Raw genomic sequence first — 14,417 nt, 5'->3', positions numbered from 1 at the left:
CGGTGCGGGGTCCCTCCCGGGGACGCCGCCCGGACGGTCGGTTCAGTGCGAGCCGTCCTCCCGGGAGCTCATCTCCTCGTAGGCGCGCTCCGCCTCATCACGAGCGATCTGCGCGAGATCGGCATCGAGGTCGGCGATCATCCCGCGGGCGTCGGCGACGATCTCCTGGTCCTGGATCTCCAGGCCGTGCGCGAGCCATTCGGCGACGGCGAACTCGCCGAGCGCCTGAGCGCGCTCGATCAGCCGCGGATGGGTCGACGTGGGCAGCTCCTCGCGGTATGCGCCGTAGAGCTCGTCGAACCGCTCCGGATCCAGTGAAGAGATCAGCCAGGCCAGGTCCGAGGCAGGATCCGCGACTTTCGAGGAGGACCAGTCACGCAACGCGCTGACTCGGTGACCGGACATGAACAGGCTCTCCTCCGAGAGGTCCCCGTGCACGAACTGCGGAGTGAAGTCCCACAGCTCCGCGTCGTCGAGCAGCGCATCCCAGCGCTGGGCCACAGCGGCCGGGAGATGCCCGCCGGCCTTGGCGGTGGCGATCCGTGCGCGATGCTCGGCGAGCAGCACCTCGGGAGTGAAGGACTCGACCCCGGCGGCCTCCGCGGCGTAGCGGGGCACGGTGTGGATCCGGGCCAGCACCTGACCCAGCGAGCGGGCGAGGTCCGGGCTCTCGTGCAGGGCATCGAGCATCAGGGGGCGACCGGCAGGGGCCTCCGTCACCACGCAGCGCCCACCCTCGGAGAGCTTGACGAATCCGAGCACGGGCGGGATCACGCCGCGCAGCGGGGTGCCCGCGAGGGCATCGGCCACCTTGAGGTCACGTTCGAGACGGATCCCCGAAGCGGTCGACGAGGGCGAGAGGATCATCACCCGTCGACCGTCCTCACCCACGATGCCGGCGACGTCGAGATCCTCGGCGGGGGTGGCGATCGGCATGGTCCTCACCGGGATCAGCCCGGGGACCGCCGCCGCGGAGAGGGCAGCCAGGGAATACGAGTTGCGATGCACCTGACCACCGTACCCGGCCGAGGTGTCCGCTCCACGTAGGCTCGGAGCATGGCGAAAATCCGTGGCCCGCACCTCAGCACCCCGCTCACCCTCCTCGGCTCCGACCGCGACGCACTGCTGCGCAGCGACCCGGAGATCCTCTCCCCGGGCGAGGACGCCCGCTACCTGGTCAGCAGGGCCGGGGCGGTCGCCCTGCGCGAGGAGGAGGACGGCACGCTCCACGCGCTGCTGGAGACCGAGGACCCGCGCGGCGGAACCCTGCAGCCGCTGGTGCTGCTGGGACGGCGAGACGGATACCGCGTGCTCGGTGTCGAGATCCCCGAGCCCAGCGCCGAGCTCGACGCCCCCGGCCGTGATCTGCGAGACCTGCGACGCGTCGCCGACCGGCTCCACGATCATGACGCCGACCTCGCCGCAGCAGCCGTGGCGATGGGCTTCTGGCACCGGTCCATGCGGCACTGCCCGCAGTGCGGGGCGACGCTGGTGGCGGAGATGGGCGGCTGGGTGCTGCGCTGCAGCGAGGACGGCGTCGAGCAGTTCCCCCGCACCGATCCTGCCGTGATCATGGCGGTGCGCGACGGACAGGACCGCCTGCTCCTGGCGCGCAATGCGCATTTCCCCAGCCGTTTCCATTCCGTGCTGGCCGGCTTCGTCGAGCCCGGCGAGAGCCTCGAGAACGCGGTGGCCCGCGAGGTGGCGGAAGAGGTCGGGATCACCGTGGAAGAGGTCGAGTACATGGGCAGCCAGCCCTGGCCCTTCCCCCGCTCGCTGATGCTCGGCTACCGGGCCTGGGCACCAGGAGGCACCGAGCTCACCCTGCAGGATGAGGAGATCGCCGAGGCCCGCTGGTTCACTCGCGAGGAGCTCGCCGCCGCGCTCGAGGCAGAGGAGATCGCTCTGCCAGGTTCGGCTTCGATGGGTCGCGCCCTCATCGACGACTGGTACGGGCGCTCCGCCGAGCGGTGAGGCGGCCCCCGGAGGTGGTGTGAGGCAGCCGCCGTCCACAGCGCCTCCCGGAGCGTCACCCGGTCCTGGCAGGATGAACGGTGATGACTGACCATTCCGCACCCTCCGCCGCTGATCCCTCCGCACCCACCGATGCCGAGTCGCTGCTCGCCGCTCTGGATCCCGAGCAGCGCGAGGTGGCGAGCAGCTTCGGCAGCCCGATCTGCGTGCTCGCCGGCGCCGGCACGGGAAAGACCCGAGCGATCACCCACCGCATCGCCTATGGGGTCGCCACCGGTCAGCTGAACCCGCGTCATGTGCTCGCGGTGACCTTCACCGCCAAGGCCGCCGCCGAGATGCGCTCGCGACTGCGCGACCTCGGCGTCCCCGCGGTGCAGGCCCGCACCTTCCATGCCGCCGCGCTGCGACAGCTGCGGCATTTCTGGCCGCGTGTGGTGGGTGGGCCGATGCCGGAGCTGATGGCGAACAAGTTCGCCGGCATCGGTGAGGCCTGCCAGCGTCTGCACCTGAGCGTGGACCGGGCCGCGCTGCGGGACATCGTCGCCGAGGTCGAGTGGTCACGGGTCTCGATGCTCACCCCGGAGTCCTATCCGGAGGCGGCCCTGCAGACTCGTCGGCCGGGCGTCGCGGGCTTCGACTCCCGCTCCATCTCGCGCATCCTCACCCAGTACGAGGAGGTGAAGAAGGAGCGCGGGGTGATCGACTTCGAGGACGTGCTGCTGCACATGGTCGGCTTCCTCACCGAGCGCGCGGATGTCGCCCGCGAGGTGCGCAGCCAGTACAAGCACTTCGTGGTCGACGAGTACCAGGACGTCTCCGCCCTCCAGCACGCCCTGCTGCGGCTCTGGCTGGGCACCTCGGATGATCTCTGCGTGGTCGGCGACGCCGCGCAGACCATCTACACCTTCGCCGGCGCGCGCGCCTCCTACCTGCTGGACTTCCGCAAGGAGTTCAAGCGCGCCCGCACGATCCGGCTCGAGCGGAACTACCGCTCCACCCCGGAGATCGTGAGGATGGCCAACACCGTGCTCGATGGCGCGCAGGGACGCACCCGCGATACCCGCCTCACCCTGATCTCCCAGCGCGAGAGCGGCCCGCCGCCGATCGTGGAGTCCTTCGCCGACGATTCCGCCGAGGCCGATGGCATCGCCGAGCGGATCTCCGACCTGGTGGCCGAGGGGCGGCCCGCTGCCGAGGTCGCGATCCTGTTCCGCACCAACAGCCAGTCCGAGGCCCTCGAACAGGCGCTGACCTTCCGCGGCATCGGCTATCTGGTGCGCGGAGGAGACCGCTTCTTCGCACGTCAGGAGGTGCGCCGCGCCATGGTCTCGCTGCGTGCCGCCGCCCGGGTCGAGCAGCTCGACCCGGCGCGTGCCGTGCGCGACATCCTCTCCCAGCAGGGCTGGGCACCCACCGCGCCGGAGACCACCGGCGCGATCCGCGACCGCTGGGATTCGCTGAACGCCCTGGTGGGCCTCACCGACACCATCATCGCTCGGCCGGGCACCACCATGGCCGACGTGGTCCGCGAACTCGAGGAGCGGGCGGAGTCCCAGGCGGCGCCGGTCGTGGACGGAGTGACCCTGGCCTCCGTGCACGCCGCGAAGGGCCTGGAATGGCCGGTGGTGTTCGTGGTCGGCGCGAGCGATGGGCTGCTCCCGATCTCGATGGCGAAGACCCCTGCCGAGATCGAGGAGGAGCGACGGCTGTTCTATGTCGCCCTCACTCGCGCCCGTGACCTGCTCACCGTGAGCTGGTCCGCCGCGCGCACCCCGGGAGCCCGCGGCTCACGCAAGGCCTCGCGCTTCCTCGACGGGGTCCTGGACCACCCCGACGCGCCGAAGACCGCACCGGGCGCCGCGGCCCGCCGCACCGGGCGCCGCACCGCCACCGTCTATGCGGAATGCCGGGTCTGCGGTCAGGGTCTCGTGACCCCGAAGGAGCAGCGGCGCGGGCGACATGACGGCTGCCCCTCGCCCGGCGGGGAAGGGCTGCTCACCGCACTGCGCGGCTGGCGTCGGGACCAGGCCCAGCGCCGTGGCGCCCCGCCCTACGCGATCCTCACCGACGCCGCCCTCGAGGCGCTCGCCGAGCGGGCCCCGCGCACCGAGCAGGAGCTGCTGGCCGTTCCCGGGATCGGGCCCGGGAAGGTCGCGAGCTTCGGCGAGGATCTGCTCGACCTGCTCGGAGCACCCACCGAGAAAGACTGAAACTGCAGGTCAAAAAATACTTTTGCGATTCTGGCGTGAGGTGTAGAGTCATCCATGTCAATCGTCCACGTCGTGGTCCGGGACACCGGGACGCGCGCTTACGAAAGGGGGTGGCCTCTGTGAACAGCACTTGGAACATTGCAGGAGCAGGACTGCGCCCCACGGGCGCGCCCTCCCTTCTGCAGCGCGAACGGGGCAATGCCCCCGCGGTGCCCAGCCTGAGCTGACGAGGCCTTTCCTCGCTGCCGGTGCGGCACCGCCGCCGCACCCTCGCCCCCACCGGGCACGTCCTTCCCGACGGACTTCTAAGCAGCGAGACGATGACTACACTTCTGACCACTTTCCTGAACCCCGCGGATGACTCCGCGACCATGCTGCCGTGCCATGACACGGACGCCGCCGACCTCTTCTTCGCAGAGCGGCCCGCCGACCTCGAACAGGCCAAGGCCCTGTGCGCGGGCTGCCCGCTCATCGAGGAGTGCCGCCAAGGTGCTCTCGAGCGGGCAGAGCCCTGGGGTGTCTGGGGCGGCGCGATCTTCGACGGCGGCAACATCATCGCCGTCAAGCGCGGCCGTGGCCGGCCCCGGAAGAACCGGGAGCAGGACGCCGCATGAGCGGCCCGCGCCGCGCCGGCGCCGACGTCCGCCAGGTCGGCTCCGAAGTCCACGAGATCGACGTTCGGTACAGCTTCCGTCACGGAAGCTGCACCGAACGTCGATCTCGGTGTGGAGCTCGCGCACCCAGCATCGAAGAAGGCCCCGAACCGTGTGGTTCAGGGCCTTCTTCGATGCTGCAGGACTCGGTACGTCGATCAGGTGGGGCGCGCCCTGCCTGAGCTCCCGCCGCTCGTCCCACGCAGCACGTCGATCACGGGGTACGTCAGGCCTTGCCGAGGATTCGGTTCAGCTTGGTGCTGCACACCGGGCACACGGCCTTGGCCATGCGGCGACCGTTGGAGACGACGACGTTGCCCTCGGCCTCTCGCTTCTCGCGGCACTTGACGCAGTAGAACTCTCCGGCATAGGTCTCGTCGGCCATATCCGCTCCTCGTTGCTTGTCGATGATGAACATTCCCGGATGCGCTGCTCTCGCCACGAAGCCGGGACCGCTCCACTGTAGTGGTGCGGGATGGTCGTGCACGAATCAGGAGGCTGTGGGATGTGGCCCGATCGGGGCGGCCCGTCGCGCGCTTCGGGTCAAGGGGGCTCTGGAGAGAGCCGAGGAAGTGCGCGCAACGAGCCGACATCGGAGGCCCCGAGGCAGCATGAAGCCTGGGAGGGCCGTGGGACCTCGGGGGCGCTCAGTACCACGCGCACCTTCCCCGTGTGCGTCCTACTAGTTATCCCGGGGTCCCACGTGCTGGAGAACTTAGCGCCTGCAGACCGGGTCGGTCAAAGAGCGGACGGGGACCAATTGTGGACAACCCTTCCTCCACTGTGGACAGAATGTCCATCGCAGTGTCGAGCTTGTGGAGGAACCGTCGAACTCCCTGGCTGCAACGTTCTGACCGGCACTTCTGCAGTGCACAGCTGTGGATGAATATTTCTTGCCCCGAAGTCGTGCCAGGCTGTGATCCATGAGTGATCTCGTCCTCCATGAGCATGTCGCCGGTCCCCGCGGGGAGCGGGTGCTGGTGCGTCGCAGCGCGCGCCGGAAGCGCACCGTCTCCATCACCCGTCGTGAGGGCGATCTGGTGATCGCGATCCCGGCGATGTTCAGCGCGCGACAGGAACGCCAGTGGGTCACGAAGATGGTCGACCAGCTGGTCGACAAGGAGGCCCGGCGGGCGCCGATGCGCCGCAGCGACATCTCGCTGCTCGCGATGGCGCGAGAGGTCAGTGAGGCCTATCTCGGAGGGCGCGCGCATCCCAGTTCCGTGACCTGGTCCACTCGGCAGAACCATCGATGGGGGTCGTGCACGCCGTCCGAGGGCACCATCCGGCTCTCCCATCACCTGCAGGGGATGCCCGACTATGTGGTGCGCTCAGTGATGATGCACGAGCTGACCCATCTGCTGGTGCCGGGCCACGGGCCGGAGTTCAAAGCGCTGATGGCCAACTATCCGCAGGCGCAGAAGGCGCAGGGATTCCTCGACGGGGTCTCCTGGGCGAAGAACCTCCCGCAGGAGGGCGAAGACGACGGCGACGTCGAGGACAGTGATGGCGTTGACCACGGCGGCGATGGTGAATGACCACGGCGGGGATGGTGATGACAGCGCCGCCGACGAGGGTTCGGCGACCGCTCAGTCGCTCCAGCGCGCGAGATAGGGCGCCAATCGCGCGAGGTTCTCGGCCAGATCGGGCACGGTGCCCTCAGGCAGGGCAGAGGAGTCGCGCGCCGGGCCGGCACCGAGCAGCGGCCACGGCACCCACCGCACATCGCCGGATTCCTCGCTCACCGTGAGCGGGAGCTCGGAGGCAGGGGCCGGGGCCCGGAACAGGTACTGCACGTCCCAGTGCTCGCGGCACGCCCCGAACGCCGCATCGAGGCCATGGCGGTTCAGCACCGCTGGGCCCTGCCCGACGGTCTCGAGGTCATCGATCCCGATCTCCTCGGAGACTTCTCGGCGTGCGGCCGTCTCCAGGCTGGTCTCGTCGTCCTCGAGGTGACCGCCCGGCTGCACCCAGAAGCGCCCCTTGAGGTGCCACACCAGTGCCACCTGCTCGGCGGGGCCGTCGATGACGATCGCGCTCGCGGTGAGATGCCGCGGCCCGCCGTCCCGGTACAGCGCACGGGGATTGTCCCGCAGCAGCGCGAGGTAATGATCGGCAAGAGCGGGCCCATGGATCGCGGATCGGGCCCGCTCCAGTTCAGCGAGCGCTCGGGAGGAGTCGACGGAGCCGACAGCGCTGGGGGGAGCAGCTTCGGGGAGATCAGCGCCCATCGGCATCGGGGGTGTCGTCGTCTCCTCCGGGGTCGGCGGGATTCTGGGGATCAGCAGGACCCTCCGGCCCGTCAGACCCTGACCCGCGCAGTCCGCCCTGCTCATCCTCGCGGGGCGCCTGCTCCTGGCCATCACCGGAGAGCAGCTTCGCCAGCTCGGCGTCGAAGTCCTCCGGGATCGTGACCTGTGCGAGCCCCTCGGCCTCCGCGTCGGAGGTGGGCTGCTGCGGAGCCTGCGGGCGGCCGGAGAGCACCTCGGCGGTCGGCAGCAGATCGGGATGGTCCCACTTCGCCTCGCGCCCCGGCTCGCCCTCGGTGGCCAGCACGCTGTCCCACCAGGAGAGCGCTTCGCGCACCCGGCGAGGCCGCAGCTCGATGCCGACGGTCTTCGAGAGCATCTGCTCGGCGGGTCCGCCAGCGGCGCGACGTCGCCGCAGCACCTCCCGCATGGCCTCGAGATCGGGCAGCTTGCCCTCGAGGGCCTTGGTGGTCACATGGTCCACCCAGGCCTCGATCAGGGCCAGAGTGGTGGCCAGCTCCTCGAGCGCCCGCTCCTGCGAGGCGCGGCGGGTGAAGACGAACATCTCCTCAGGGCGCCGAGCCTGCATCGCGGCCGGGTCGGAGAGATCCAGATCCCGGACCATCTCATCGAGCGCATCGAGGTCCAGGGTGATGCCGCGGGAGTAGTCCTCGATCGCGGAGAAGAGCGCCTTGCCCAGCCAGGGCGCGGCGCTGAACAGTGCGGTGTGCGCGATCTCGCGAGCGGCGAGGAAGATGCGTGCGGCCGCAGGATCCAGGGAGTGCGCGGAGATCAGATCCTCGACGTTCGCGGCGACCAGCGCGGGCTCCCCGTCCCGGCCCAGCGGCATGCCGAGATCCGTGGTGCCGGCCGCCTCGCGGGCCAGGGCACCGATCGCGTGGCCGAACTGGACCCCGAACATGGTCCCGCCGATCCGTTCCATCATCGCGGCCGGATCACCGCCGGGCATCTGCATCCCGGCACCCATATCGCCCATCTGCCCCATCTGGGCGGCGATGGCCTCGCCGATCGCGCCGGCCATGTACTTCGCGACCGGCTCGACGATGGGCTTCCAGTGCGGCAGGGTGCGATGCAGCCAGGTGCCGCGGCTGTAGACGCCGAGCTCCGCAGTGGGAACGTCGATCGCAATCACCGGGTCCAGCCACAGCCGCGCCACCTGCGCGGCCTGGCGCAGCTCCGCGATCGCGGCGTCGCCGGGCGTGGGATCGCCAGGTGTCCCCGCAAGCTCCTCGGTACCGGGGATCCCGGCCTGCCCGGCGGCGGTGCGCCGTGCGATGTCCTCCGCCATCTGCCAGTTCACAGGGTCATCGCCCTGCGCGGCGAACATGTGCTGCATCTGGGCGGCGGCCGCCCGCAGCTGCGCGGGATCCTGGGGGAGATGGGCCTGCTGCGCGAGCGCGGAGAGGTCCAACCCGTCCAGGGCGCCCTCGGGCAGGGCGTCTCCGAACGTCTCTTTCAGGAAGCGCTTCAGCGCCTCCTCGTCCATATCACCGGGTCCACCCGGGATCGGGGAATCACTCATGGCCACCTCCAGCTGTGCGTGGAGGCCCAGCGTACCGACCGCGCCTGATCGTCGCTGAGCGCCTCGCCGGACGTGTTCAGCACCCCGCCAGGAGAATACGGAGGGTGGGGCACAATGTCGGGGTGACAGAAGACCCCACTGACCCCTCGCCCGCCCGCCGGGCGCAGAAGCTGCTCGCCCGGTCCATCGATGACGCGCAGCTCGCACGTCCGGTGCTGGCTGTGGTCTCGCTGCTGCTGCTGTGCGTGATGATCCTGGTCGGCTCCTTCCTGCCGGTGCCCTATGTCATCGAGCGTCCGGGGCCTGCGATCGACGTGCTCGGCGAGTGGGACGGTGAGGAGATCCTGGTCATCGACGGTGCCCAGACCCATCCGACCGATGGCGCGCTGATGATGACCACGGTCTCCGTCGACGGCGGGCCGGGATACCGGGTGACCCCGGTGGAGGTCGTCGCCGCCTGGTTCGACCGCTCCAAGATGGTGCTGCCCAAGGAGGCGGTGTTCCCGGAGGGCCAGACCCGCGAGCAGACCGCGCTGAACAACACCGCCGCCATGAGCACCTCCCAGCAGGGTGCGGTCGCCGTGGCGCTGGACGAGCTCGGCCTCGACTACGAGTCCGTGGTGATGATCGCGGGGGTCGAGGAGGGGGCGCCGGCCGACGGCACCTTGGAGGGTGGGGACGTGATCGTCGCCGTCGGCGGAGAGACCGCGAGCTCCCTCGAGGGCTACCGCGAGCTGATCCGGGCCACACCGGAGGGGGAGACGGTCTCGATGCGGGTGCGTCGCGGCGGTGAGGAGCTGGACCTCGAGGTCCCCTCGGAGATGGCCGAGGGAGCGCCCCGGATGGGGGTGGTGCTGACCGCCGGCTATGAGTTCCCGATGGACGTCCGGATCGGGGTCGGAGACATCGGCGGACCCAGCGCCGGGATGATCTTCTCGCTGTCCGTCTATGACGAACTCACCCCCGGCGCTCTGACCGGCGGTCACCAGATCGCCGGCACCGGGACCATCGCCGTGGACGGCACCGTCGGCCCCATCGGTGGGATCCGCCAGAAGATGGTGGGTGCCGAGGAGTCCGACGCCGAGTTCTTCCTCGCGCCCAGCGCAAACTGCGACGAGGTCGTCGGCTTCGAACCCGACGGACTCGAGGTCGTCGCCGTGACCGACTTCGAGGACGCGCTCAGCGCCACCGAGACCATTGCCGAGAACGGCAGCGCCGAAGGCCTGCCCACCTGTGAGGACGTGAACAACGAATGAGCAAGCGCAATCGCCGCCGCACTCCGCCGAAGCCCACCGTGGTCTTCGACTACGGGGGCGTGCTGAGCGCCGGGCACGACCCGGTGGCGGATCTGCATGAGCTGCTCGGCGGCGAGCAGACGGCTCTCGAGGAGGCGCTGTGGCGTGAACGCGATGCCTACGACCGCGGGGACACGACCGTCGCCGAGTACTGGGGAGCAGTGGCCGCCTCCGTCGGGGTGGAGGAGCTCTCCGAGGAGGAGGTCGCAGAGCTGCAGAAGGCGGACAACCGCTACTTCCTGCGGATGGATCCCGAGGCGAGGTCGCTGATCCACGATCTCGCCCGCAACGAGGTGCGCCTGGCCCTGCTGTCCAACGCCTCGGTGTCCTTCGCGGAGGAGGTGCGCCGCGCGGACTGGTTCGAGGCGTTCACCCTCGCCGTGGTCTCCGGCGAGGAGCGGGCGGTCAAGCCGGACCGCGAGCTCTACGAGGTGCTGCTGGACGTTCTCGCCCACGAGACCGGGGGAGTGTCCATCCCCTCGGCCGTCATCTACTTCGATGACCGTCAGGAGAACGTGGACGCCGCGAAGGCGCGCGGCATCGACGCCCACCTCTGGCCGCGCAACGGCGACGCACGACCCGAGGGGATCGAGCACGGGGCGGCGATGGCGCGCCGCGTGCTCGCCGAGCGCGGTGTCCCGCTGGACTGAGACTCCACTGAGCACACTCTCCCCTCTCGCGCGGGAGCGATCCGGGCGCGGGAGCGATCCGGCGCCAGAAGGGCGATGAGGGTGGCACGCGTCTATCTCGGCCCCGCCACCGGGGGCCAGAGCTCCGGCAGCAGGTAGAGTCGGGCCTGCGACACATCCCGTGCGGCACCGCTCCGCGGCGCGCCGGTGAGAATCCCCAGAACCCCTCTCCGAACAGGAACCCCAGTTGGCTGAATTCATCTACTCCATGTACAAGGCCCGAAAGGCAGTCGGCGAGAAGGTCATCCTCGATGACGTCTCCATGAGCTTCTACCCTGGCGCGAAGATCGGCATGGTCGGCCCCAACGGCGCCGGCAAGTCCACGATCCTCAAGATCATGGCCGGGCTCGACACGCCCAGCAACGGCGAGGCGAAGCTCTCCCCGGGCTACAGCGTCGGCATCCTGCTGCAGGAGCCGCCGCTGGACGAGTCCAAGACCGTCCTGGAGAACGTCCAGGAAGGCATGGGTGTGCTGTTCCAGAAGGTCCAGCGCTTCAACGCCATCGGCGAGGAGATGGCAGAGCCCGACGCCGACTTCGACGCGCTGATGGAGGAGATGGGCAAGCTCCAGACCGACATCGACGCTGCCAACGGCTGGGACCTCGACTCCCAGCTCGAGCAGGCGATGGATGCCCTGCGCTGCCCGCCCGGCGACGAGATGGTCACCCACCTCTCCGGTGGTGAGCGTCGCCGCGTGGCACTGTGCAAGCTGCTGCTGGAGAAGCCCGACCTGCTGCTGCTGGACGAGCCGACCAACCACCTCGACGCCGAGAGCGTGCTCTGGCTCGAGCAGCACCTCAAGCAGTACGAGGGCGCCGTCATAGCCGTCACCCACGACCGGTACTTCCTGGACCATGTGGCCCAGTGGATCGCCGAGGTCGACCGCGGTCACCTCTACCCCTATGAGGGCAACTACTCCACCTACCTGGAGAAGAAGGAAGAGCGCCTCAACGTCCAGGGCAAGAAGGACCAGAAGCTCGCCAAGCGCCTCAAGGAGGAGCTGGAGTGGGTGCGGTCCAACGCCAAGGGCCGCCAGGCGAAGTCCAAGGCTCGTCTGGCCCGCTACGAGGAGATGGCCACCGAGGCCGAGCGCACCCGCAAGCTCGACTTCGAGGAGATCACCATCCCGCCCGGCCCGCGGCTGGGCAACCAGGTCATCGACGCCAAGGACCTGAAGAAGGGCTTCGGGGAGCGCGTGCTCATCGACGGGCTCTCCTTCACCCTGCCGCCCAACGGCATCGTCGGCGTCATCGGCCCCAACGGCGTCGGCAAGACCACGCTCTTCAAGACCATGGTGGGCCTCGAGCCGCTGGATGACGGGGAGCTGAAGATCGGCAAGTCCGTCAAGATCAGCTATGTCGACCAGAATCGCGAGAACATCGACCCGGAGAAGAATCTCTGGGAGGTCGTCTCCGACGGGCTGGACTACATCCAGGTCGGCAAGGTCGAGATCCCCTCCCGCGCCTACGTCAGCCAGTTCGGCTTCAAGGGCCCGGACCAGCAGAAGAAGGCCGGGATCCTCTCCGGCGGTGAGCGCAACCGCCTGAACCTGGCGCTGACCCTCAAGCAGGGCGGCAACGTGCTGCTGCTCGATGAGCCCACCAACGACCTGGACGTGCAGACCCTCGGCTCGCTCGAGAACGCGCTGCTGGAGTTCCCCGGCTGTGCTGTGGTCGTCTCCCACGACCGCTGGTTCCTGGACCGGGTGGCGACCCACATCCTGGCCTATGAGGGCACCGAGGAGAACCCGGCGAACTGGTACTGGTTCGAGGGCAACTTCGAGTCCTACCAGGCCAACAAGGTCGATCGCCTCGGCGAGGACGCGGCCCGTCCCCACCGCGTGACCTACCGTCGCCTGACCCGCGACTGAGCCCGACGCTCCGTCGAGCGCTCATGCCCCACAGCCGCCCCGTTCGCCATCGCGAGCGGGGCGGCGTCATGCTCAGGCGGGTCGCTTCCGGACGGAGCCGGTGCCTCAGATCCCGGACACGGCGGGGTCCAGGCTCGCCACCATGCGCTCCGACGGGGTGCCGGACTCGTTCCCCGGGGGCATCTCGCGGGTGACGAAGAGACGTTCGTCGCTCTCCGCGGTCGTGAACTCTATGGAGCCGTCGTCTGCGAGATCGAGGACCCCCAGGCTGCGCTGCACCCCCTCGGTCTCTCCCCAGAGCTCGAGGACCTCGCCCTCCCAGCCCGTCACTCCCTCGGCACGCAGCGAGATGCCCTCCTCGGTGATCACCGCCTGCCAGGTCCCGTTGTCGCTGACTCCGGGGACCAGCTGAGCGCCGGTGGTCATGGTGTGACCCGCCCAGGCCGAGGCGAGACGCTCGGACTCCTCGAGCTGATCGTGGGCATCCGACAGCAGGACGCCGAGCACGAGTGCCGCGACCAGGGCCAGTGCTGCGATGGTGCGGGAGAACCACGGGATGCCGCGGCGCTCCTGCCTGGCGCGCCGCTTCTCGCGTCGGCGGCCGCGACGCGAGCGCTGCTTCTCATCCGTGGCGCGGAAGGAGAAGGCGGGGGACCGGGAGCCTCCCGGAGCGTCCGTCGGCGGGGCTGCCTCGCTGCCCGGGGCCATCGGAGTCATCGGTGAGCTGGCCGACGGCTCCGCGGCGCTCGAGAGACGCCCGCCCGCCATCGCCGGCGGGCCGACCATCCGGCGCTGGGAATCGGTCCCGAGCACCGGGGTGGCATAGTCGCCGCGGTAGTTGGGCTCGGGCTCTGCGGGACCAGCTGGCCGGGCGGGGCGCAGAGGGGCGCGGGGACGATCGGGCTGCAGGGCACCGAAGCCCTCGAGCACGGCCGGGCGCAGATCGCGCGAGGGCGGGACCGCGGTCAGCAGTGCCAGGCGTGCCGCGGCCTCGATCGCATGACGGTGGATCCCTGCCGTCTCCGGAGACCGGGTCAGCTCCCGCAGCCGCAGCCGCTCTCCTTCGTCGGCCAGGGCGAGGGCATCGAGAGCCGCCAGCGCCCGGGTCTCCACATCGAGCGGGCCGCCGAACGGGACCAGCCGGTCGAGCGCCTGGGAGAGGACCACGGCATTCTGCGGACGAACGTGCCCCGAGTAGGAGAACCGGCCCTGGGCTGCGGACTCGACCAGAGCGCGATGCGCAGGCGGCAGCTCCAGCAGCACCCGCAGCACCTCCACCTCGCGCCGATCACGGGTGCGATCGTTGACCAGATCAGGTGCGACCAGCGAGCGCACATCGCCGCTCGGCGCGGTGGCCACCGCGGCCCGTCGAGCCCGATCCAGCACCGCGGCCTCACCCGGCAGCCCGCTCGTGGCGAGATCGCCGGCATCCCGGAGGCAGGAGCGCAGCACCGTCACGGCGAGCTTCTCCGCCCGTGCCGAGGAGCCCGTCACATGCACCGCAAGACCGTGGATGCGAGGACCGAGCACATCCACCAGCGCGGCAGCGGCACGCTGATCCGCGCTCGAGGCTCGACGCAGCAGCGTCCTGGTCGGGTCGAGGCGCTCGCCGAGATCGACCGTGTCCTCCGGGATCGCGGGCATCTCCCCGGTCCGTATGTCGCTCCCCATCGGGCGCCTCCGTGCGTTCTGCTCTCGTCGTGGGGCACCGTCCCCCACGGCGCCGCACCATTGTCGCAGGCGGTGATGCAGGAGCGGCGGAAAAGCTGCTGTCGACGGGAGATGGGCAGTCCCACCGACAGGAAAGATCTTGCAAGAAGGTTGCATGTCACGGGCGCGGTATGTGTCGGAGGATCCGACAGATCTACGTCTCCCCTGGTGGCACGGAGGAGAATGGTGGGCGGAATATCGTCGTCTATCTCGCAAGAACGGTG

The 14,417-nt window shown here is 69.7% G+C and carries 12 protein-coding genes; 7 read left to right on the top strand and 5 right to left on the bottom strand.

What is annotated here, in order from left to right; translation table 11 throughout:
* Window positions 1-42: 42 nt before the first annotated feature.
* Window positions 43-1,008 carry a phosphotransferase gene (locus Q0937_RS03250; protein WP_299299711.1) on the bottom strand — a complete coding sequence of 322 codons (966 nt, stop codon included), beginning with the start codon at window positions 1,006-1,008 and terminating at the stop codon, window positions 43-45.
* 48 nt (window positions 1,009-1,056) lie between these two features.
* On the opposite strand from Q0937_RS03250, the gene nudC reads away from it, so the two are divergent.
* The 3 genes from nudC to Q0937_RS03235 all read left to right on the top strand — a co-directional run bounded on the left by nudC (window position 1,057) and on the right by Q0937_RS03235 (window position 4,798).
* Window positions 1,057-1,974, top strand: a complete 918-nt coding sequence (gene nudC / locus Q0937_RS03245) for an NAD(+) diphosphatase (protein ID WP_299299709.1) — start codon at window positions 1,057-1,059, stop codon at window positions 1,972-1,974.
* Window positions 1,975-2,057: 83 nt separating this feature from the next.
* Complete coding sequence (locus tag Q0937_RS03240; RefSeq protein WP_299299707.1) at window positions 2,058-4,184, top strand: ATP-dependent DNA helicase UvrD2; 2,127 nt, start codon at window positions 2,058-2,060, stop codon at window positions 4,182-4,184.
* 371 nt (window positions 4,185-4,555) lie between these two features.
* Complete coding sequence (locus tag Q0937_RS03235; protein WP_363323202.1) at window positions 4,556-4,798, top strand: WhiB family transcriptional regulator; 243 nt, start codon at window positions 4,556-4,558, stop codon at window positions 4,796-4,798.
* 265 nt (window positions 4,799-5,063) lie between these two features.
* Here the strand turns inward: Q0937_RS03235 and Q0937_RS03230 are convergent, their stop codons facing one another.
* Window positions 5,064-5,222, bottom strand: coding sequence for a DUF5679 domain-containing protein (locus Q0937_RS03230; RefSeq protein ID WP_299299703.1), 159 nt, complete (start codon window positions 5,220-5,222; stop codon window positions 5,064-5,066).
* Between the two features lie 538 nt (window positions 5,223-5,760).
* Between Q0937_RS03230 and Q0937_RS03225 the strand changes: the two genes are divergently transcribed.
* A complete protein-coding gene (locus Q0937_RS03225; RefSeq protein WP_299299701.1) occupies window positions 5,761-6,375 on the top strand; it encodes a M48 family metallopeptidase in 615 nt (204 codons plus the stop codon).
* A gap of 51 nt (window positions 6,376-6,426) precedes the next feature.
* Here Q0937_RS03225 and Q0937_RS03220 read toward each other — a convergent pair whose 3' ends face one another.
* Together Q0937_RS03220 and Q0937_RS03215 are read right to left on the bottom strand one after the other, a co-directional pair.
* Complete coding sequence (locus Q0937_RS03220) at window positions 6,427-7,068, bottom strand: NUDIX hydrolase (protein ID WP_299299699.1); 642 nt, start codon at window positions 7,066-7,068, stop codon at window positions 6,427-6,429.
* Window positions 7,058-8,629, bottom strand: a complete 1,572-nt coding sequence (locus Q0937_RS03215) for a zinc-dependent metalloprotease (RefSeq protein ID WP_299299697.1) — start codon at window positions 8,627-8,629, stop codon at window positions 7,058-7,060. Before Q0937_RS03215 ends, Q0937_RS03220 begins: the two co-directional genes overlap by 11 nt.
* A 122-nt stretch (window positions 8,630-8,751) precedes the next feature.
* Between Q0937_RS03215 and Q0937_RS03210 the strand changes: the two genes are divergently transcribed.
* The 3 genes from Q0937_RS03210 to ettA all read left to right on the top strand — a co-directional run bounded on the left by Q0937_RS03210 (window position 8,752) and on the right by ettA (window position 12,483).
* Complete coding sequence (locus Q0937_RS03210) at window positions 8,752-9,885, top strand: PDZ domain-containing protein (protein WP_299299695.1); 1,134 nt, start codon at window positions 8,752-8,754, stop codon at window positions 9,883-9,885.
* Window positions 9,882-10,574, top strand: a complete 693-nt coding sequence (locus Q0937_RS03205; protein WP_299299693.1) for an HAD family hydrolase — start codon at window positions 9,882-9,884, stop codon at window positions 10,572-10,574. The genes Q0937_RS03210 and Q0937_RS03205 overlap by 4 nt, the downstream gene beginning before the upstream one ends.
* A 226-nt stretch (window positions 10,575-10,800) precedes the next feature.
* Window positions 10,801-12,483, top strand: a complete 1,683-nt coding sequence (gene ettA / locus Q0937_RS03200; RefSeq protein WP_299299691.1) for an energy-dependent translational throttle protein EttA — start codon at window positions 10,801-10,803, stop codon at window positions 12,481-12,483.
* A 105-nt stretch (window positions 12,484-12,588) separates the two neighbouring features.
* On the opposite strand, the gene Q0937_RS03195 is transcribed toward ettA, so the two are convergent.
* The gene (locus Q0937_RS03195) at window positions 12,589-14,127 is read right to left on the bottom strand and encodes a hypothetical protein (RefSeq protein ID WP_299299689.1); all 1,539 of its coding nucleotides are present in this window, start codon (window positions 14,125-14,127) and stop codon (window positions 12,589-12,591) included.
* Between the last annotated feature and the right edge of the window lie 290 nt (window positions 14,128-14,417).

Source organism: uncultured Brachybacterium sp. (assembly GCF_947500705.1).
Lineage (GTDB): Bacteria > Actinomycetota > Actinomycetes > Actinomycetales > Dermabacteraceae > Brachybacterium.
The sequence above is the reverse complement of the archived record's forward strand: the minus strand, read 5'-3'. Positions and strand labels throughout refer to the sequence as shown.

Coding starts and splice junctions, on each gene's coding strand:
- Q0937_RS03205 (WP_299299693.1), top strand. CDS start 9,882: ATGAGCAAGCGCAATCGCCGCCGCACTCCGCCGAAGCCCACCGTGGTC.
- Q0937_RS03240 (WP_299299707.1), top strand. CDS start 2,058: ATGACTGACCATTCCGCACCCTCCGCCGCTGATCCCTCCGCACCCACC.
- Q0937_RS03235 (WP_363323202.1), top strand. CDS start 4,556: ATGCTGCCGTGCCATGACACGGACGCCGCCGACCTCTTCTTCGCAGAG.
- Q0937_RS03195 (WP_299299689.1), bottom strand. CDS start 14,127: ATGCCCGCGATCCCGGAGGACACGGTCGATCTCGGCGAGCGCCTCGAC.
- Q0937_RS03215 (WP_299299697.1), bottom strand. CDS start 8,629: ATGAGTGATTCCCCGATCCCGGGTGGACCCGGTGATATGGACGAGGAG.
- Q0937_RS03220 (WP_299299699.1), bottom strand. CDS start 7,068: ATGGGCGCTGATCTCCCCGAAGCTGCTCCCCCCAGCGCTGTCGGCTCC.
- Q0937_RS03225 (WP_299299701.1), top strand. CDS start 5,761: ATGAGTGATCTCGTCCTCCATGAGCATGTCGCCGGTCCCCGCGGGGAG.
- nudC (WP_299299709.1), top strand. CDS start 1,057: ATGGCGAAAATCCGTGGCCCGCACCTCAGCACCCCGCTCACCCTCCTC.
- Q0937_RS03230 (WP_299299703.1), bottom strand. CDS start 5,222: ATGGCCGACGAGACCTATGCCGGAGAGTTCTACTGCGTCAAGTGCCGC.